Source organism: Marivita sp. (assembly GCF_048006345.1).
Taxonomy (GTDB): Bacteria; Pseudomonadota; Alphaproteobacteria; order Rhodobacterales; family Rhodobacteraceae; genus Marivita.
In genome coordinates this window covers 1211443-1228233 of record NZ_CP180351.1, presented here as the reverse complement: position 1 = coordinate 1228233, position 16791 = coordinate 1211443, and the positions used below count along the sequence as shown (strand labels likewise).

The 16791-nt window shown below is 60.2% G+C and carries 18 protein-coding genes, 1 tRNA gene and 1 pseudogene; 9 read left to right on the top strand and 11 right to left on the bottom strand.

The window, feature by feature from the left end; translation table 11 throughout:
• Positions 1 to 66: 66 nt before the first annotated feature.
• On the top strand, positions 67 to 219 hold the full coding sequence (locus ACMVPR_RS06095) for a hypothetical protein (protein ID WP_300585705.1): 153 nt from the start codon (positions 67 to 69) through the stop codon (positions 217 to 219).
• Here the strand turns inward: ACMVPR_RS06095 and ACMVPR_RS06090 are convergent.
• The 8 genes from ACMVPR_RS06090 to ACMVPR_RS06055 form a co-directional block, all read right to left on the bottom strand.
• On the bottom strand, positions 216 to 1295 hold the full coding sequence (locus ACMVPR_RS06090) for a 2'-deoxycytidine 5'-triphosphate deaminase (protein ID WP_416882120.1): 1080 nt from the start codon (positions 1293 to 1295) through the stop codon (positions 216 to 218). The genes ACMVPR_RS06095 and ACMVPR_RS06090 overlap by 4 nt on opposite strands.
• Positions 1296 to 1405: 110 nt before the next feature.
• Positions 1406 to 1482 (bottom strand) — tRNA-Pro (locus tag ACMVPR_RS06085).
• A gap of 71 nt (positions 1483 to 1553) precedes the next feature.
• Complete coding sequence (locus ACMVPR_RS06080; RefSeq protein ID WP_416882119.1) at positions 1554 to 2420, bottom strand: MerR family transcriptional regulator; 867 nt, start codon at positions 2418 to 2420, stop codon at positions 1554 to 1556.
• Between the two features lie 4 nt (positions 2421 to 2424).
• The gene (ihfA, locus tag ACMVPR_RS06075; protein ID WP_292066769.1) at positions 2425 to 2727 is read right to left on the bottom strand and encodes an integration host factor subunit alpha; all 303 of its coding nucleotides are present in this window, start codon (positions 2725 to 2727) and stop codon (positions 2425 to 2427) included.
• Positions 2728 to 2822: 95 nt separating this feature from the next.
• Complete coding sequence (locus ACMVPR_RS06070) at positions 2823 to 3794, bottom strand: beta-ketoacyl-ACP synthase III (RefSeq protein WP_416882118.1); 972 nt, start codon at positions 3792 to 3794, stop codon at positions 2823 to 2825.
• On the bottom strand, positions 3791 to 4903 hold the full coding sequence (gene plsX, locus ACMVPR_RS06065; protein WP_416882117.1) for a phosphate acyltransferase PlsX: 1113 nt from the start codon (positions 4901 to 4903) through the stop codon (positions 3791 to 3793). Before plsX ends, ACMVPR_RS06070 begins: the two co-directional genes overlap by 4 nt.
• A 25-nt stretch (positions 4904 to 4928) precedes the next feature.
• Positions 4929 to 5135 (bottom strand): 50S ribosomal protein L32, encoded by a 207-nt coding sequence (gene rpmF, locus ACMVPR_RS06060; protein ID WP_085630687.1) that lies wholly within the window; start codon positions 5133 to 5135, stop codon positions 4929 to 4931.
• 165 nt (positions 5136 to 5300) lie between these two features.
• Positions 5301 to 5858 carry a YceD family protein gene (locus ACMVPR_RS06055; RefSeq protein ID WP_416882116.1) on the bottom strand — a complete coding sequence of 186 codons (558 nt, stop codon included), beginning with the start codon at positions 5856 to 5858 and terminating at the stop codon, positions 5301 to 5303.
• 87 nt (positions 5859 to 5945) lie between these two features.
• Between ACMVPR_RS06055 and ACMVPR_RS06050 the strand changes: the two genes are divergently transcribed.
• The 4 genes from ACMVPR_RS06050 to ACMVPR_RS06035 all read left to right on the top strand — a co-directional run bounded on the left by ACMVPR_RS06050 (position 5946) and on the right by ACMVPR_RS06035 (position 10231).
• Complete coding sequence (locus ACMVPR_RS06050) at positions 5946 to 6401, top strand: outer membrane protein assembly factor BamE (RefSeq protein ID WP_292267219.1); 456 nt, start codon at positions 5946 to 5948, stop codon at positions 6399 to 6401.
• A complete protein-coding gene (locus tag ACMVPR_RS06045) occupies positions 6401 to 7201 on the top strand; it encodes a GNAT family N-acetyltransferase (protein ID WP_416882115.1) in 801 nt (266 codons plus the stop codon). Before ACMVPR_RS06050 ends, ACMVPR_RS06045 begins: the two co-directional genes overlap by 1 nt.
• Positions 7202 to 7210: 9 nt before the next feature.
• Positions 7211 to 9025, top strand: a complete 1815-nt coding sequence (locus ACMVPR_RS06040) for an ABC-F family ATP-binding cassette domain-containing protein (RefSeq protein WP_416882114.1) — start codon at positions 7211 to 7213, stop codon at positions 9023 to 9025.
• An 87-nt stretch (positions 9026 to 9112) separates the two neighbouring features.
• Positions 9113 to 10231: an acetoin utilization protein AcuC gene (locus ACMVPR_RS06035; protein WP_416882113.1), complete on the top strand. Its 1119-nt coding sequence runs from the start codon at positions 9113 to 9115 to the stop codon at positions 10229 to 10231.
• Here the strand turns inward: ACMVPR_RS06035 and ACMVPR_RS06030 are convergent.
• Positions 10199 to 10828 carry a histidine phosphotransferase family protein gene (locus tag ACMVPR_RS06030; protein ID WP_416882112.1) on the bottom strand — a complete coding sequence of 210 codons (630 nt, stop codon included), beginning with the start codon at positions 10826 to 10828 and terminating at the stop codon, positions 10199 to 10201. The two genes, ACMVPR_RS06035 and ACMVPR_RS06030, sit on opposite strands and share 33 nt — an antisense overlap.
• A gap of 33 nt (positions 10829 to 10861) precedes the next feature.
• On the opposite strand from ACMVPR_RS06030, the gene ACMVPR_RS06025 reads away from it, so the two are divergent.
• The 3 genes from ACMVPR_RS06025 (at position 10862) to ACMVPR_RS06015 (ending at position 12765) form a co-directional block, all read left to right on the top strand.
• The gene (locus ACMVPR_RS06025; protein ID WP_292268101.1) at positions 10862 to 11044 is read left to right on the top strand and encodes a DUF3553 domain-containing protein; all 183 of its coding nucleotides are present in this window, start codon (positions 10862 to 10864) and stop codon (positions 11042 to 11044) included.
• A gap of 126 nt (positions 11045 to 11170) precedes the next feature.
• The gene (locus ACMVPR_RS06020; RefSeq protein ID WP_416882111.1) at positions 11171 to 11941 is read left to right on the top strand and encodes a GNAT family N-acetyltransferase; all 771 of its coding nucleotides are present in this window, start codon (positions 11171 to 11173) and stop codon (positions 11939 to 11941) included.
• Positions 11938 to 12765 carry a lysophospholipid acyltransferase family protein gene (locus ACMVPR_RS06015; RefSeq protein ID WP_416882110.1) on the top strand — a complete coding sequence of 276 codons (828 nt, stop codon included), beginning with the start codon at positions 11938 to 11940 and terminating at the stop codon, positions 12763 to 12765. The genes ACMVPR_RS06020 and ACMVPR_RS06015 overlap by 4 nt, the downstream gene beginning before the upstream one ends.
• A gap of 58 nt (positions 12766 to 12823) precedes the next feature.
• On the opposite strand, the pseudogene ACMVPR_RS06010 reads toward ACMVPR_RS06015, so the two are convergent.
• Positions 12824 to 13045: pseudogene (locus ACMVPR_RS06010) on the bottom strand (CBU_0592 family membrane protein); the annotation flags it as partial.
• A 492-nt stretch (positions 13046 to 13537) separates the two neighbouring features.
• The gene (gyrA, locus tag ACMVPR_RS06005) at positions 13538 to 16237 is read right to left on the bottom strand and encodes a DNA gyrase subunit A (protein WP_416884626.1); all 2700 of its coding nucleotides are present in this window, start codon (positions 16235 to 16237) and stop codon (positions 13538 to 13540) included.
• Positions 16238 to 16479: 242 nt separating this feature from the next.
• On the opposite strand from gyrA, the gene ACMVPR_RS06000 reads away from it, so the two are divergent.
• Entirely contained in the window at positions 16480 to 16752 is a 273-nt protein-coding gene (locus ACMVPR_RS06000) for an usg protein (protein WP_416882109.1), read from the top strand.
• Positions 16753 to 16791: the final 39 nt, after the last annotated feature.

Sequence of the window (16791 nt, the reverse complement as noted above, 5' to 3'; positions counted from 1 at the left end):
GCCTGAAAATCGTCGCATTTGTCGCCTATCTCCCCCCTGAGGCAGACGCAGCAAACGGAGGACGACATGAACCTCAATCAGATTATCAACATGGTTGTGCGCACGGTGATGCGCCGCGTGATCAATTCCGGCATCAACGCTGGCATGAATGCCGGCCAGAACGCTCTGGCCAAGCGCAAGAAGCCTGTAGAGGCTCAGAAGCAAAATCCGCGCGGTTAAACCGCCGCAAAGTGTTTGGACAGCTTCAACCCCTGTCCCTGATAATTCGACGCGATCCCCGCGCCATAAAGCTGGCTCGGGGATTGATCCATTTTCTCATAGACCAAACGGCCGACGATCTGGCCGTGCTCCAGCACAAACGGCGCCTCATGGCATCGCACCTCAAGCACGCCGCGTGAGCCTGTGCCACCGGCCGCATCATGACCGAAACCGGGATCAAAGAACCCGGCATAATGCACACGAAACTCCCCGACCATCGCAAGGAATGGTGCCATTTCGGCGGCATAGTCGGGTGGGATATGCACGGCCTCCCGGCTCACAAGGATGTAGAACGCATCCGGATCAAGGATGATCAGGCCATTTGTTGTCCGCACCTCTTCCCAGAAATCGGACGGCGCGTAATGCCCCAGCTTCTCGAGGTCGATCACCCCGGTGTGCGGTTTGGCGCGATAGCCCACCAGATTGCCTGTTTGAGGCTTCAGATCGACGGAAAAACCCAACCCGTCGCTGATCACCGCAGGTCCACCCGTCACCAATGTTTGCTCTTCATGCAACGCCCGCAGCGTGGCGTCTGACAGCACAGACTGACCATTGCGGAACCGGATCTGGTTAAGGCGCATGCCCGGACGCACCAGCACGGAAAACGAGCGCGGGCAGATTTCGGCATAGAGCGGACCGGTATAGCCGGGGGCCACGCGGTCGAATTCGGTGCCTTCATCGGTGATGGTGCGCGTCAAAAGATCAAGTCGCCCGGTCGAGCTTTTGGCGTTGGCGACAGCAGAGATGTCGGAGGGCAGGGCAAGCCGCTCCATCAATGGCACAAGGTAGACACAGCCTTTTTCCAGCACCGCGCCCCCCTCAAGCGAAATCCGGTGCATTTCGAAATCCGCCAACCGGTCCTCGACGCGCCGACCTTTGCCCGCGAGAAAAGACGCCCGTACGCGGTAGGCGATATTTCCCAAACGAAGATCAAGACTGGCGGGTTGGACCTGTCCTTCGACAAAGGGCGTCGACGCCGCAATGACACCCCGGTCCATCAGATCCGTGATTTGCTGATTGGCCAAAACACCTGTCATCGGAACCCCCTTCGTCGCAGTTCGTCTTGCATAGCAAGACGTTGCGCCCCGTGCGAGGCGTTTTTCCCCACATCTTGCAGAGAACGCGGAATTGATAGCTGTGTGTTGATTGGTCGGGCTAGCAGGACTTGAACCTGCGACCTTCCGTCCCCCAGACGGACGCGCTACCAGGCTGCGCTATAGCCCGACTGCGGCCTGTCATAACGGTTTTGGTCCGGGCCGCAAGTGCGAATTTCGGCCGCTCGGCGCTTGAGGGTGTTATCGCACCCGGGCTTTCAATTGTTCGAGAATCGGCGCGATCTGTGCCGCCTGATCAGCCGACAGACGCGATATGCGCGCGAGATGGGTCAGCGCGCTTGGAATCGGCTCTGCCGGCGCGGCCACGGCCGGAGCAGCTATGTCTTCTGCAACATCTGTGGGCACCTCGGTCTCTTCTGCCGCCACGCGATCCGCCATTGATCGCTGAAGAAAGCCGGGCAGCGCGGTCTGCGGTTCAGGCGGTGGGGCAGGCGTCACCTCGGGTTCCCGCGCAACCTCTGGCTCAGGCTCTGAATCTGGCTCTGGCTCTGGCTCTGGCTCTGAAAGGGCAGCCTCTTCCACGAATTGAGCCACAGCAATTTCTGGTTCTTCGGTTACCGGAGCCAGTGGTTCCGCAACCTCCGCGTCGGCCATGGCAACAGGTTCGTCGTCCCCGACTGAAAGCGCCTCGACGGTTTCCTCGGAAACCTCTTCCTCGACGACCGGCTCCGCCATTGCGGGTTCCGGTTTCGCAAAAGGCACGACCGTATCAACCGGCTCGGCTTCGACCGCTTCGTCGAGATAGGCGAGATCCGCTTCTTCCTCTTCGCTCAAACTTAATTCACAAAGCGAAGAAACGTGCTTAATGCCTTGTTCACGCAGAATTTTCTGAACGCCTTTGATGGTCATGCCGTCATCATGGAGAAGCTTCTTGATGCCTCCCAGTAGGCGCATATCCGCAGGGCGATAGTACCGCCGCCCGCCCGCACGCTTGACGGGTTTCACCTGCGTGAACTTGCTTTCCCAGAACCGCAGAACGTGGGCCGGGGTGTCCAGCCACTCTGCCACTTCGCTGATCGTGCGGAAGGCGTCTGCGGATTTGCTCATGCGGTCAGCCCTTGTTGCCAGCCGCCACGCGGTCCTTCATCAGATGAGAGGGACGGAAGGTGAGCACCCGACGCGGATTGATGGGAACCTCTTCGCCGGTCTTCGGGTTGCGGCCGACACGCGCCGCCTTGTCGCGGATGGAGAATGTCCCGAAGGACGATATCTTGACCTGCTCACCCGCAACCAAAGCGTCGGACATGTGGTTCAGCACCGTCTCGACCAAATCCGCGCTTTCATTTCGCGACAGCCCTACCTCGCGAAACACGGCTTCGCTAAGGTCCATACGCGTCAGTGTCTTTTGTCCCATTGCACAAACCTCCCCGGTTCAGGGCAGCATGCGCTTTGAGATTTTCCGAGTCAATATCAACGGCTTGCAGGTGGCTATTTAGAAAGGTTTTTTGCCTACCAGCGAAGAACGACAGCGCCCCAGGCCAAACCGCCCCCGATCGCCTCGGTCACCACCACGTCGCCGCGTTTGATTTGACCGCGTTCCACACCAACGGACAGGGCCAGAGGAATCGATGCAGCAGAGGTGTTGCCGTGGTCCTGAACTGTGACCACAACGTTGTCCATCGACAGGCCCAGTTTCTTGGCGGTGCCCTGAATGATGCGGATATTGGCCTGATGAGGGACGATCCAATCGACGTCCTCATTGGCGATTCCGGCTTTCTCCATCGCGGTGGTCGCGGTTTGGGCCAGTTTCTCCACCGCATGGCGAAAGACTTCCTTGCCCTGCATGCGCAGAAAGCCGGTGGTCTGGGTGCTGACGCCGCCATCGACGTAGAGAATGTCGCGGTGCTGACCATCGGAATTCAGATCCACAGACAGGATGCCGCGGTCGGTCTTGTCGCCGATTCCGTCCTGCGCTTCGAGGATCACAGCGCCCGCGCCATCACCGAACAGAACGCAGGTGGACCGGTCGGACCAATCCATGATGCGGCTGAAGGTTTCCGCCCCGATCACCATGATCCGCTTGGCCTGACCTGACACGATCAGCGCGTTAGCATTGGCCATGGCGTAGATGAATCCGGCGCAGACAGCCTGCACGTCATAGGCAAAGCCCCGGTTCATTCCCAGAGCGGCCTGAACCATGGTCGCGGCAGAGGGGAATGTCAGGTCGGCCGTGGAGGTGGCCAGCACGATGGCGTCCAGATCATTCGCCGTCAGCCCGGCATCGGCAAGCGCGTTTCTGGCTGCCTTGGTGGCCAGATCCGACGTGGTCTCGCCTTCAGCCGCAAAGTGCCGCCGTTCGATCCCGGAGCGGGACTTGATCCACTCGTCGGACGTGTCCAGCGTTGCCTCGAATTCGGAATTTGGGACCACGCGCTCGGGCAGGTAATGACCCAGCCCGACGACAACCGAACGTATGGTCATTTCGGGCTCTCCTCGTCAGTTTTTTTATTATCTTCGATGATCGTGGCCGCGCTTTCGGTGATCGACGCAAGGCGCGCGGCCAACCGTTCGGAAAAGCCCGATTGCGCGAGTTGTACCGCCAGCTTGATCGCGGCAGACACGCCTGTCTCGTCCGCCGACCCATGGGATTTCACGACCGTTCCGTTCAGACCCAAGAATACACCGCCGTTCACGCGTCGCGGGTCGATCTTTTTCTTGAGACGTCGCAGCGATGTCAGCGCCAAGAGCGAGGCCAGCCGCGACAGGGGCGAGTAGGCGAACGCTTCCTTGAGACGATCTCCGATCAGCGACGCCGTGCCTTCGCCTGTTTTCAGGGCGATATTGCCGGTGAAGCCATCGGTGACGATCACATCACAGGCCTCACCGGGAATATCGCCGCCTTCGACAAATCCAACAAAATCGAATTGCGCTTTCTCGGCCATCCGGGCGATCAGCTCATGCGCCTCTTTCAGCTCGGCCTTGCCCTTGTGCTCTTCGGTGCCAACATTGAGCAGGCCGACACGCGGCCGCTCCAGCCGTAGGCCGTTGCGGGCGTAAGACACACCCATCAATGCATATTGCAGAAGGTCTTGGGCATCGGCACGCACATCGGCGCCAACGTCCAACATCACGTTGAAACCCTGCGGATTGCGCGACGGCCAAAGAATTGCAATAGCCGGGCGGTTCACCCCCGGCAATTTGCGCAAACGGATCATCGACACCGCCATAAGCGCGCCCGTGTTGCCACAGGACACCGCGACCGTCGCTTCCTTGTTGCGGACAGCTTCGATCGCTGCCCACATGGACGTGTCCTGACCGTGCCGCACGATCTGGCTGGGTTTGTCTTCCATCGACACAATGCCCGAGGCATCCCTGATCTCGCAGCGTCCGGCCAGCGCCTTCTTCCGCTCGATCAGCTTTGCAAGCTTGTCTTCGGGCCCGTGTACGAGGAACCGGATATCCGGATTCGCCTTCGCAGAACGAGACATGCCGGAGACGACAGCCTCCGGCCCCAGATCGCCGCCCATGGCGTCGATAGATAGCACGATTGGCGTTTTCCCCACCTTGTTATGATCCTGCAACGAGGTCATGCGGAGGGTTTCGCCCAATCGTTACTTATGCCGCGTCTTCGTCCAGGTCGATTTCGTCGGCCTGTGCAATCACTTCGCGGTCTGCGTAGTGGCCGCAGGACGGGCATACGTGGTGCGGACGCTTGAGTTCGCCGCAGTTGGAGCACTCGTTCGGATTAGCAGCAACCAGAGCGTCATGTGCGCGACGGTTGTTGCGACGCGACTTGGATACTTTGTTCTGTTGGACAGCCATGTCTCAACCTCAATTGTCTATAATCTGTGGCATGCTCGCCATGCCGCGTTTTGGGTGTGTCCGGCCTCTTAAGGGGAAACCGGGCCGGGTGACAACCCCACCTCAGATGAAGGCGCGAACATAGGGGCAATCGTGAAATCCGCAAGCGTTTTCTGGCGGGTTTCTTTACGAGTTTTCATCGAACCGATCCCGCAAGGCGGCAAGACCAGCGAACGGCTTGGTGTCCTCGTCCTTCAGGGGTGCCACGCCGTCCTCTGTGAACACGGCTTCCCCCAATTCGGCATTTTCAGACCGGGGATAAAGCGGCAGGGCCAGCAGAAGCGATTCGACCATGACATCCTGCGCCGAGATGATCGTACCCAGAGGTTCGGCACTGGTGTCCTCGGGCATCTCCGATTCCGAACCGGGCTCAACATCGTCGAAATACTCGGCAGGCAGATACCGCCGCTCCACCGGTTCGTCGATCCGGGTGGTCACCGGATCAAGCGTCACGACGCAAGGCTGCACCACGGTTGCACCAAGCTGCCCCGTCAAGGCCCATCCACGCGCGCCGGATGGCGAAATCTCGCCGGTAAAGCGCAATTTCTTCACGCCCAGCACATTTAGCTGCGCCGCAATCTTGGCCCGCACCTCTGCATCGGGCTGCAAGTCGAACGGAGTTTCCCGCCGGCTCGACAGGTCGCTGACGCGAAATTCTCCGGGTTTCAGAACCTGTTGTGGCATATCTTGTGTGCACCCTTTGCTTGAACGCAGGCCCAAGGCCGTGTAATCGGGATAAAAGGCAGCGAACGCCAACGCAAGAGAGGCGCCATGCAGGGCATCAAATCGACAGTCAGGATCGGGCTCGTGACGCTCCTGTGCATTGCCCTTGCCGGCTGCACGGCCCGCTACCGCACGCATGGTTATGTCCCCTCCGAAGATGAATTGCAGCAGATCGTCCCCGGCGTCGACACGCGGGGCACGGTCGAGGATCTGATCGGCGTTCCGTCAACCTCGGGAACTCTGAACGAATCCGGCTTTTACTACATCGAAAGCGATGTCCGGCACTTCGCCTGGAAAGCACCGGAAGTTGTCGACCGCGAGGTTCTGGCCATCACCTTCGATTCAGCCGGCGTGGTCCAGAACATCGAACGCTTTGGTCTCGAAGACGGTCAGGTCGTACCGCTTGCGCGTCGGATCACCCGGTCGGGCGACGGTGACATCAGCTTCATCCGCAAACTCTTCGGCAATATCGGCGGATTGAACGCAGCCGACTTCCTGAACTGATGGATTTGGCGGCGGCGGCGTATCCCGTCGCGGCTGAGACAGCCCATGTGTCTCTGTACCTGAACGGCCACAGCGCCGTCATCAGCGCCGCCCCCGATGTGCGCCAAGCCGCGCTTGCCATGCGCGCCAAGGCGTTTCGCTACGGGTTGGACGATGAAGACACGTTTGACGATGGGTTTCTTCATGGAATTGTTTGGTCCGGGAAAGACACGCCGCGTGTCGCCTTCCGCGTCCGCCTTATCCGCGATGCTGCGGATTTGGGCGACAGCTACACGGGACAGTTCTACGATCTTGCACCGCTGCGTGCCCATCCGGGTGCCTATCTTGAATTGGGTCGGTTCTGTCAGGCCGAAGGGCCGACCGATGTGATGGCGTTGCGGTTGGCATGGGCGGCGCTTGGCGTTCTTGTGGATCGCAACGGCGTGGGCATGATGATTGGCTGCAGCTCATTTCCCGGTGCCGACCCTGAGCGCCATCTTCCGGCGCTGGCCGCATTGCACGCACACCATCTCGGCCCGGACAGGCTGCGCCCGAAACGTCTGTCTTCGCTGTCCGTCGATCTGCCCCGGACAGGTGCCGTCACAAGCAGCCTGCCGAACCTGCTGCGCAGTTATCTGGGCATGGGCGGCTGGGTCAGTGACCATGCGGTTCGGGACCTCCAGCTCGACACGTTGCACGTCTTCACAGGTCTTGCCATCGACGCCATGCCGGAAGCCCGCAAGGCGCGGTTGCGCGCCGTCGCACGCGCCGCGCAGGTCGATACCACCAACCCCCTTGACCTTGCGCGCGCCGCGCCGTAGCGCGGCGGCATGGCCGTCATTCCTCTTCTCCAGCTCAACGACATCTCGCTGACCTTCGGTGGTGAGCCGGTGTTCCATGATCTCAGCCTTGTGGTGCAGCCCGGGGACCGCGTTGCGCTTGTGGGGCGAAACGGTTCGGGCAAATCCACCCTGATGAAAGTGATGGCCGGGCGCGTCGAAGCCGACAAGGGCGACCGCATCGTGCCGCCGGGCATCAGCACCGGCTACATGGAACAGGACCCCGATCTCAGCGCCTTCGCAACGCTTGGCGACTATGCGATGCATGGGCTTGATCCTTCGGAACTTTACAAGGTGGAGCGTGCGGGCGAGGGGCTCAAATTCGATCCCGCCCGCGCGGTCGAGACCGCCTCGGGCGGCGAACGCCGTCGCGCGGCGCTGGCGCGGCTGATGGCGCAGGACCCGGACCTGATGCTGCTCGACGAACCAACCAACCACCTCGACATCGAAGCGATTGGGTGGCTCGAAGACGAATTGAAGCGCACCCGCAAAGGGTTTGTCCTGATCAGCCACGACCGTCGTTTCCTGACGGAACTCACCCGTGCGACGCTCTGGATCGACCGGGGGGAAGTGCGGCGGCAGGAAAAGGGATTTGCCACCTTCGAGGCCTGGCGGGACAAGACCTGGGAAGACGAGGATCTCCAGCGCCACAAGATGGACCGCAAGATCAAGTCCGAGGCACGTTGGGCTGTCGAGGGAATCAGCGCACGGCGCAAGCGCAACATGGGACGCGTCCGCGCCCTGCAGGACCTGCGCGGCGAACGCGCCGCAATGATCCGGCGGCAGGACACCGCCGCGATGGAGCTGGCCTCCGGCCCGAAATCCGGCCGCAAGGTGATCGAGGCGGTTGGCGTGACCAAGAGCTTTGGCGACACCCAGATCGTCCGCAATTTTTCGCTGACCGTGCAGCGCGGCGACCGGGTGGCTTTTGTCGGCCCGAACGGAATCGGCAAAACCACCCTGATCCGCATGCTGATGGGCGAAATCGCCCCGGACGAGGGCACGGTCAAGCTGGGCACCAATCTGGTGCCTGCCGTCTTTGACCAGACCCGCGCACAGTTGAACGAAGACCTGAGCCTTTGGGAAAACCTGACCGGCGATCCCGAAATGCGGGTGTCCGGAAAGGCGGATCAGATCATGGTCCGCGGCGCGCCGAAACACGTGGTGGGATACCTTAAGGAATTTCTATTCGACGAACGGCAGGCCCGCGCTCCGGTGCGGTCGCTGTCGGGCGGAGAAAAGGCGCGGCTGCTTCTGGCTCGGATCATGGCCCGGGAATCGAACCTTCTGGTGCTGGACGAACCGACCAACGATCTTGATGTCGAAACGCTCGACCTCTTGCAGGATCTTTTGGGTGACTATGACGGCACGGTCCTTCTGATCAGCCACGACCGCGATTTTCTTGACCGCGTGGCGTCAACCACCGTTGCGATGGAAGGGCGGGGCCGCGCCACCGTTTATGCCGGGGGATGGAGCGATTATCGCGCACAGAGGGGCGACGATGAGGCCGAAAACGCGACGATGAAACCCGTGTCGAAACCGGTCTCGAAACCTGTTGCAGCACCGAAATCGAAATCCGGCCTAAGCTTCACCGAAAAACACCGGCTGGAAGAGTTGCCCGCCGAGATCGACCGCCTGGCAGCCGAGATTGCCAAGCTGGAAGAGCTGATGTCCGATCCAAACCTCTTCACGCGCGAACCGGTGAAATTCAAGAAAGCGTCCGAAGCGCTTGTGGCGCGTCAGACCGCCTTGGCAGCCGCAGAAGACCTGTGGCTGGAGCTTTCGGAAAAGGCCGAGGCCGGGTGACGTTTCCGTCAACGGAAACGCAAAACGCGTCGACGCGTTTCGCAGCGCTGCGTGGCAGTCGCGGAGCTCCGTCCTAGGTTCGAAACGATGACGCACACGCCCATCTTCATCGGCGCACGGATCTATCGCGGGTCAAGCTATGGCGCACACCATCCGCTGTCGATTCCGCGTGTCCCGACGGTTATTGAACTTTCCCGCGCCTTGGGCTGGCTGCCTGATGCGCAGTACCGCACCAGCCCCTGCGCCAAACCCTCGGCCCTGACCGGGTTCCACACCCCGGACTATATTGCTGCCCTGCAGAAGGCTGAGGCCACCCAGCAGCCAGACCCGGATTTCGATCTGGGCACGTTGTCGAACCCAGTCTTTCCCGAGGTGTACCGCCGCCCGGCAACGGCTGCGGGTGGCGGGCTTCTTGCCGCAGAGCATGTCCGCAACGGTGGCGTCGCCTACAACCCCGGCGGCGGCACACATCACGGGCTTCCGGACCGCGCCAATGGCTTCTGTTATGTCAATGAACCGGTGCTGACCATCCGGCACCTGCTGGGTATGGGCCTGAGCCGCGTTGCCTATGTCGATATCGACGCACATCATTGCGATGGCGTGGCGGTGGCCTTCCATGGGTCCGAACAGGTGCGGATGATCTCGATTCACGAAGAAAAACGCTGGCCCTTTACCGGAGCGCTTGAGGATGATGCAGGGGGTGCCGCGATCAACATCCCGGTGCCGCGCGGGTTCAATGACACCGAGTTCGATTTGATCCTGAACGATGTAATCCTGCCCGCGGTGGCCGCGCAGAAGCCCGACGCGATTTACCTGCAATGCGGTGCGGATGCGGTGACCGAGGATCCTCTGTCGCGCCTTGCCCTGTCGAACAGGTGTCATGTAATGGCCGTGGACGCCCTGCACGCGATGGCACCGCGCCTCATCGTGGCGGGGGGCGGCGGCTACAATCCGTGGAGTGTCGGCCGCGCCTGGACATGTGTTTGGGCCACGTTGGCAGGCCATGACATACCGGAGAGGTTGCCCGAGGCAGCGTCGGCAATTCTGCGCAGCCTGCACTGGTCGCGCAAGGCACAACCAACAGACGACCTTCTGGATACTCTGCTTGATCCACCCCGACATGGGCCGATTTCTGATCAGGTTCGCACAGCGGTCGCGGTTTTGACGAAACGGTTATCCATTCAGACCGGGAAGCACCAACCTTAGCTCGACCCGGTCATCCAGCGCCTCGAGTTCTGTTTCGACGGCCGCCTCGCAACAGATCCGGGCCAGCAGCAGGAACTGGACATCGGGAGGCCCCACATCTGGCAGATCCAGACATGCCGCGCCGTTCAGGACTGACCAGATCGGCCATGTTTTGCGTAGCGTTTCAGCCCGTGCCGTTGCGGTCAGGGTGTTTTCCGAAAGCGAAATGCCGATGAGACCACCTTGCGGCAAGGCCGTTTCAAGACACAGGGCCGACAGGTAGGCCAATTGCGTGTCGTTCCGACCCAGATCGCGATCAATGTGCCATTCTGCGGAAATGCGTGTGCCAGCATAATGATCCGCCAGCGTCTTGCGTGCCTCGGCGCATGCGATTGGGCGGGTGTCCGAAGCCGTGCCAAAGGCGATGCGAAAAAAGCGGATGCGTGCTGCCGCGTGATCGCAGCTTTGCTGGATGAGCGACATTTCCGGCCCATCCCGCGCGCCGGATGTCATGCCCACCAGTTCCAATCCGTTGGAAATGGCGCCAATAGGGCTGATCAGGTCATGGCAAATGCGCGACCCGATCAATGCCGCCAGTGAAGCCCCGTCCTGATGCACTATATCCTCCTCAACGCAGCAAGGAGCCCGCGCATGTCTGACCTGAATGGATTGTTGGAACCCGGATCGCTGGTTCGCCACCCCGATGAGCCGGATTGGGGGATCGGGCAGGTGCAGTCCAATATCGGCGACCGGATCACGGTCAACTTTCGCGAAGTCGGAAAAGTGGTCATTGACGGGTCACGCATATCACTGGTTCCTGTGTTCGACCACTAACATCACAACCAAGAGTTGACAAAATCTTAATGGCCGGGCGAATTGCGCTTTTTTGGGCCAGCCCGACGCCGTTGCGCGTCAGCAAGGCGCACTTTATGGTGTCCGCGAACCAGTGCGGCGGTCCAAATGCTCCAGAATTCCCCCCAGCTTCAGGTCTCGCTTGCCCGGTCTGCGGACGAGATCCAAGCCGCACAGCGGCTGCGGTACGATGTTTTCGTGACCGAACTTGGTGGCGACGGGGACGGGGTCGATCACACCCGACGGATCGAGACCGATGCGTTCGATCCCCATGCCGACCATCTGCTGCTGCGCGATCTTCACCACAGCGACGGCGAAACAATGGGCATCGTCGGCGTCTACCGGCTGATGACCGCGCGCCACGCCAAGGCCGCGGGCAGGTTCTATTCCGCGTCCGAATTCGATCTCGCCCCATTGTTGAACAGTGAACTCCGGCTCTTGGAGCTGGGGCGCTCCTGCCTGCATCCCGATCATCGCGGGGGCCCGGCGCTCATGGCGCTGTGGCAGGGATTAGCCGACTATGTTGCGGAGCACAGCATCGACATTCTTTTCGGGACAGCCAGCTTTCATGGCACCGATCTGAACGCGCTTCTGCATCCGATTTCACATCTGCATGAAGCCTATCTCGCGCCCGAAGCGCTGAGGGTCACGTCGATCATGCAGACCGAAACGCCCCTGTTGCCCGCTGACAAGATCGACCGGAAGGTTGCGATGCGCGACACGCCCGCGCTGATCAAATCCTACCTCAAACTTGGTGGAACAATCGGGCAGGGGGTCTATGTCGATCACGCCTTCAACACCACCGATGTCTGCCTCATCCTCGACACCGCAAAGATGACCGCTGGCGCGCTCCACCGTGTCACCCGGCGGGCGTCATGAGTCCCACCTGGGACAGCGACGACCCGATCGCCGAGACACGGATCTCTGCCGCAGGATGGCTGCGCGTCGTTCTGCGTGGCGTCGTTCTGGCCCTTGTGGTGTTCGGAGGGTTGGGCCTCATGCTCTTGTTGCGCCTGATCGAACGGCCGATTTTCGGCGTCGACCGTCCGATCACCCCCTATATCACGCAGGCTGTGTGCCGGTCCGCCTTTGTCATCATGGGTCTTCCTCTGGTGGTGCGTGGTCCAAGGATGAAAGTGCCCGGCGCTGTGGTGGCCAATCACGGGTCCTGGCTTGATATTTTCGCACTCAATGCGCGCAAAAACGTCTATTTCGTCTCCAAATCCGAGGTGGCATCCTGGCCCGGCATCGGCTGGCTGGCCCGTGCGACGGGCACCGTCTTCATTGAACGCGATCCCCGCGATGTGAAAAACCAGATCGCCGTTTTCGAAGAGCGGTTGCAGCACGGTCATCGACTGTTGTTCTTCCCGGAAGGCACATCAACCGACACGCTGCGGGTCTTGCCTTTCAAGCCCACGCTTTTTGCGCCGTTCTTTTCCGACCGGATTGTCCATGACATGCACATCCAGCCTGTCACAGTTGTTTATCACGCACCGGACGGGGCTGATCCGCGCTTCTATGGTTGGTGGGGAGACATGGGCTTTGCGCACCACTTGATCAAGGTGCTGGCTGAAAGCCGACATGGCCGAGTGGAACTGATCTATCACCTGCCTGTCCGGGTGGACGCGTTTCCAAATCGGAAATCTTTGGCCAGTCACCTTGAGTCGCAGGTGCGATCGGCCCACCCGACGCGTGACGAATGACGCCGGTTCCATAAGGATACAGTCCCTGCCGGCGCATTCTCAGTTTGCGCACTAGGCCAATCGACCCAAAGATCAGAAACCCCACCTGTATAAAGAACGCCCCCAGATTGAAGGCGCCCACGAGGCTGATCAGGACCAAAGTGGCTGCTGTGAGCTGATTGCAGGAATAATACGGCCCATTGCCGCAGATCCGTCCGGTTTGAACCAAGGCAAACCCGCCGACATACAGGATCGAGCCAAGCACCCCGCAAAGCTGGAGCACATCCGGATAGCTGCGCATCGCATCCAGCAGGTCTGACATCAATGGGCTCCAAGTAATAAGCCCGACCGCCGCCCATGACGGACAGTCGGGCGATAATGTTTAAATGCGCACCGGCAACAGATGAGGGCTGCCACCGACACAAGTTTGAAAAGGGATTTTCGAAACAGACATTGATCCTCGTTACCCCCATCACACCCTGCATTCGATCCAGGATCGAATAAGCCGTCACCTTGAAATAATATGTCGGCTTATCAGGCTGCGAAGAACTATCCTTACACTCTCTTTATACAAATGACGTTAAGTCAGCGCAGGTCTGGAATACCTGACCTTGGTCCGTTCCACCCGTGAATTGAGTGTGAAACTCCGACCGCAGTCACCTGTCCAACTGATGTCTGCCTGCTGTCTATCCGAGTCGCGTAACACCAAAGCAAAACGGCGCAGGTCACCCCGCGCCGTTTAGATTTCAAATATTATCAGATAGCTAAGGCGCGATCTTCACCCTTGATGGGATCACGTTTCAGCACCGGACTCGTCTTCATCACCCTGATCGGCGATCCAGGCGACCGAAACGACCTCTTCATCGGCCCCGGTGTTGAACACCCGCACGCCACCTGCGCTGCGCGACCGGAACGAGATGCCGTCAACCGGTACCCGGATCGACTGGCCTTTGGAGGTTGCAAGCATGATCTGATCGTCCATCTCCACCGGGAAACAGGCCACGATGGCTCCGCCACGCATGCCCTTGTCGATGGCCTGAACCCCTTGGCCACCACGTCCGCGCACAGGGTAATCATGCGACGACGACAGCTTGCCCGCACCTTTGGCCGTGATGGTCAGGATCAGGTTCTCCGCCGCCGACATCTCGGCATAGCGTTCCTGAGTGATGGAGCCGGGTGCTGCTGCATCCTCGTCATCATCGATCTCGGCATCATCTGCCAGACCCGCCACCGCGCGGCGCATCTTGAGGTAGGCTGCCCGTTCCGCGGGATCTGCCTCGAAGTGCCGGATCACGGCCATGCTGACCACACGGTCGCCGTTGTTCAGACGGATACCCCGGACACCGGTCGAATCCCGGCCTTTGAAGATCCGCACCGCCGTGGTTGGGAAGCGGATCGCGCGACCGGCGTCGGTGACCAGCATCACGTCGTCCTCTTCCGATGCGATCCGCGCATTCACCAGTTCCACGCCCTCGGGCAGTTTCATCGCGATCTTCCCGTTGCGCATCACATTGGTGAAATCGGAAAGCGCGTTGCGGCGCACGTCCCCTGCGGTGGTGGCGAAGATGATCTGAAGATCATCCCAGTCTTCCTCGTCCCGGTCCACCGGCATGATGGCGGCAATGGAAACCCCTGTCGGGATCGGCAGGATATTCACAATCGCCTTGCCCTTCGCCGTGCGACCGCCTTGTGGCAGACGCCAGGTCTTGAGCTTGTAGACCATGCCATCGGTGGTGAAGAACAAAAGCTGCGTATGAGTGTTGGCGACGAAGAGCGTGGTCACCACGTCGTCATCCTTGGTCGACATCCCCGACAGACCCTTGCCGCCGCGCTTTTGCGCCCGGAATTCGGTCAGCGGTGTACGCTTGATCCAGCCGGACTGGGTCACTGTGACCACCATGTCCTCGCGCTCGATCAGGTCTTCGTCTTCCATGTCGCCCGACCAGTCGACAATCTCGGTCCGGCGCGGCACAGCGAACAGCTCGCGCACCTCGCGCAGCTCGTCCGCGATAATGCCCATGATCCGGTCGCGCGAGCCGAGGATTTCAAGATATTCGCGGATCTTGCCTGCGAGTTCTTCCAACTCGTCTGTGACTTCCTTGACCCCGATCTGGGTCAGGCGTTGCAGACGCAGTTCGAGAATGGCCCGCGCCTGAACCTCGGACAGGTTATAGGTCCCGTCTTCGTTCGCGGTGTGGGTCGGATCATCAATCAGTTTGATATAGGGCAGGATGTCCCGTGCGGGCCAGCGCCGCGTCATCAACCGATCCCGTGCCTCTGCCGCATCTGCAGATGACCGGATGGTCGCGACGATCTCGTCGATATTGGTGACGGCCACGGCCAGACCGCACAGGATATGGCTGCGCTCCCGCGCCTTGCGCAGGAGATGCGCGGTCCGTCGCGCCACCACGTCTTCGCGGAAGTCGATGAACGATGTCAGGAACTTGCGCAGGGTGAGTTGCTCGGGACGGCCGCCATTCAGCGCCAGCATGTTGCAGCCGAACGAGGTTTGCATCGGCGTAAAGCGGAACAGCTGGTTCAGCACCACCTCGGCGGTGGCATCCCGCTTCAACTCGACCACAACCCGCACGCCATTGCGGTCGGATTCGTCCTGAACATGGGCAATGCCCTCGATCCGCTTTTCCCGCGCCGCCTCGGCGATGCGTTCGATCATTGTGGCCTTGTTCACCTGATAGGGAATTTCGTCGATGACAATGGCCCAACGGTCCTTGCGGATCTCCTCGACGCGCGTTTTCGCGCGGATGATCACAGACCCGCGCCCTTCAAGATAGGCTTTACGCGCACCAGACCGACCCAGCATGATGCCGCCCGTCGGAAAGTCGGGGCCGGGGACGTATTCGATCAACTGTTCGGAACTCAGATCCGGCTCTTCAATCAGCGCCAGAGTGGCATCAACCACTTCGCCCAGATTGTGCGGTGGGATGTTCGTCGCCATACCAACGGCAATACCGCCCGCACCGTTGACCAGCATGTTCGGGAACCGCGCTGGCAGAACCGTCGGTTCGCGGTCCTTGCCATCGTAGTTGTCCTGAAAATCGACCGTTTCCTTGTCGATATCCGCCAGCAGATAGGCGGCAGGCTTGTCCATCCGCACTTCGGTATAGCGCATGGCCGCCGCGTTATCGCCGTCCATCGAGCCAAAGTTGCCCTGACCATCCAAAAGCGGCAGCGACATCGAGAAATCCTGTGCCATCCGCACCAGCGCGTCATAGATCGCTGAATCGCCGTGCGGGTGGTATTTCCCCATCACGTCGCCTACAGGACGCGCCGATTTGCGATATGGCTTGTCATGCCCGTTGTTGCTTTCGTGCATCGCATAGAGGATGCGCCGGTGCACCGGTTTCAGGCCGTCGCGCAGATCGGGGATCGCCCGGCTCACGATCACGCTCATCGCGTAATCGAGATACGAGGTCTTCATCTCGTCGGTGATCGACACCTGAGGACCCGCGTATTTCGGGCGCTCTGGCGGCATATCTTCTGTGTTTTCAGGAGTTTCTGGCGTGTCGCTCACGTGGATAGCCTGCTGTCTTTATGTCTATATTTTGTTGGCCTAATGTATATCAGAGACAGGATGTAGGCTGCAATGCACTTGACCAAATTAGTGGCATCCCCGCCTTGGCACTCACGCCTCGAAATGGATAACATACTGTTTTTGTTGAAAGTTAACGAATCCGTGGCAAACTTATTCGTACAACAAGAAACGATGAGGTTTGCATGACCGAAATGAGTGAAACCGAGTTGATGCTGCGGGGCTACGGGCTGACCACGGCGCAATTGTTCTACCGGATGCCCGATTACAAGAACGTGCTGAACACGTTCGTCTGGCAGGAATACGATTTGGCCCCGGACCATCCCAAACTGTTCGAGTTCATCGAGTTCTGGCAGGACACGATCGAAGGCCCGCTGCATTCGGTGCAATACACCCACCGCAAGCTTCTGTCCTCGGGAGAGTGGCGGCAGATCGTCGGGGAATTCACGGTGCACTAAGATCGTCGTCTTCGGGTTTGCCTCCAGGGCCTTTCGCCA

Bases quoted from the DNA above. Each gene is read 5' to 3' on its own strand.
- ACMVPR_RS06095 (WP_300585705.1), top strand. From the start codon at position 67: ATGAACCTCAATCAGATTATCAACATGGTTGTGCGCACGGTGATGCGC.
- ACMVPR_RS06090 (WP_416882120.1), bottom strand. From the start codon at position 1,295: ATGACAGGTGTTTTGGCCAATCAGCAAATCACGGATCTGATGGACCGG.
- ACMVPR_RS06080 (WP_416882119.1), bottom strand. From the start codon at position 2,420: ATGAGCAAATCCGCAGACGCCTTCCGCACGATCAGCGAAGTGGCAGAG.
- ihfA (WP_292066769.1), bottom strand. From the start codon at position 2,727: ATGGGACAAAAGACACTGACGCGTATGGACCTTAGCGAAGCCGTGTTT.
- ACMVPR_RS06070 (WP_416882118.1), bottom strand. From the start codon at position 3,794: ATGACCATACGTTCGGTTGTCGTCGGGCTGGGTCATTACCTGCCCGAG.
- plsX (WP_416882117.1), bottom strand. From the start codon at position 4,903: ATGACCTCGTTGCAGGATCATAACAAGGTGGGGAAAACGCCAATCGTG.
- rpmF (WP_085630687.1), bottom strand. From the start codon at position 5,135: ATGGCTGTCCAACAGAACAAAGTATCCAAGTCGCGTCGCAACAACCGT.
- ACMVPR_RS06055 (WP_416882116.1), bottom strand. From the start codon at position 5,858: ATGCCACAACAGGTTCTGAAACCCGGAGAATTTCGCGTCAGCGACCTG.
- ACMVPR_RS06050 (WP_292267219.1), top strand. From the start codon at position 5,946: ATGCAGGGCATCAAATCGACAGTCAGGATCGGGCTCGTGACGCTCCTG.
- ACMVPR_RS06045 (WP_416882115.1), top strand. From the start codon at position 6,401: ATGGATTTGGCGGCGGCGGCGTATCCCGTCGCGGCTGAGACAGCCCAT.
- ACMVPR_RS06040 (WP_416882114.1), top strand. From the start codon at position 7,211: ATGGCCGTCATTCCTCTTCTCCAGCTCAACGACATCTCGCTGACCTTC.
- ACMVPR_RS06035 (WP_416882113.1), top strand. From the start codon at position 9,113: ATGACGCACACGCCCATCTTCATCGGCGCACGGATCTATCGCGGGTCA.
- ACMVPR_RS06025 (WP_292268101.1), top strand. From the start codon at position 10,862: ATGTCTGACCTGAATGGATTGTTGGAACCCGGATCGCTGGTTCGCCAC.
- ACMVPR_RS06020 (WP_416882111.1), top strand. From the start codon at position 11,171: ATGCTCCAGAATTCCCCCCAGCTTCAGGTCTCGCTTGCCCGGTCTGCG.
- ACMVPR_RS06015 (WP_416882110.1), top strand. From the start codon at position 11,938: ATGAGTCCCACCTGGGACAGCGACGACCCGATCGCCGAGACACGGATC.
- gyrA (WP_416884626.1), bottom strand. From the start codon at position 16,237: ATGCCGCCAGAGCGCCCGAAATACGCGGGTCCTCAGGTGTCGATCACC.
- ACMVPR_RS06000 (WP_416882109.1), top strand. From the start codon at position 16,480: ATGACCGAAATGAGTGAAACCGAGTTGATGCTGCGGGGCTACGGGCTG.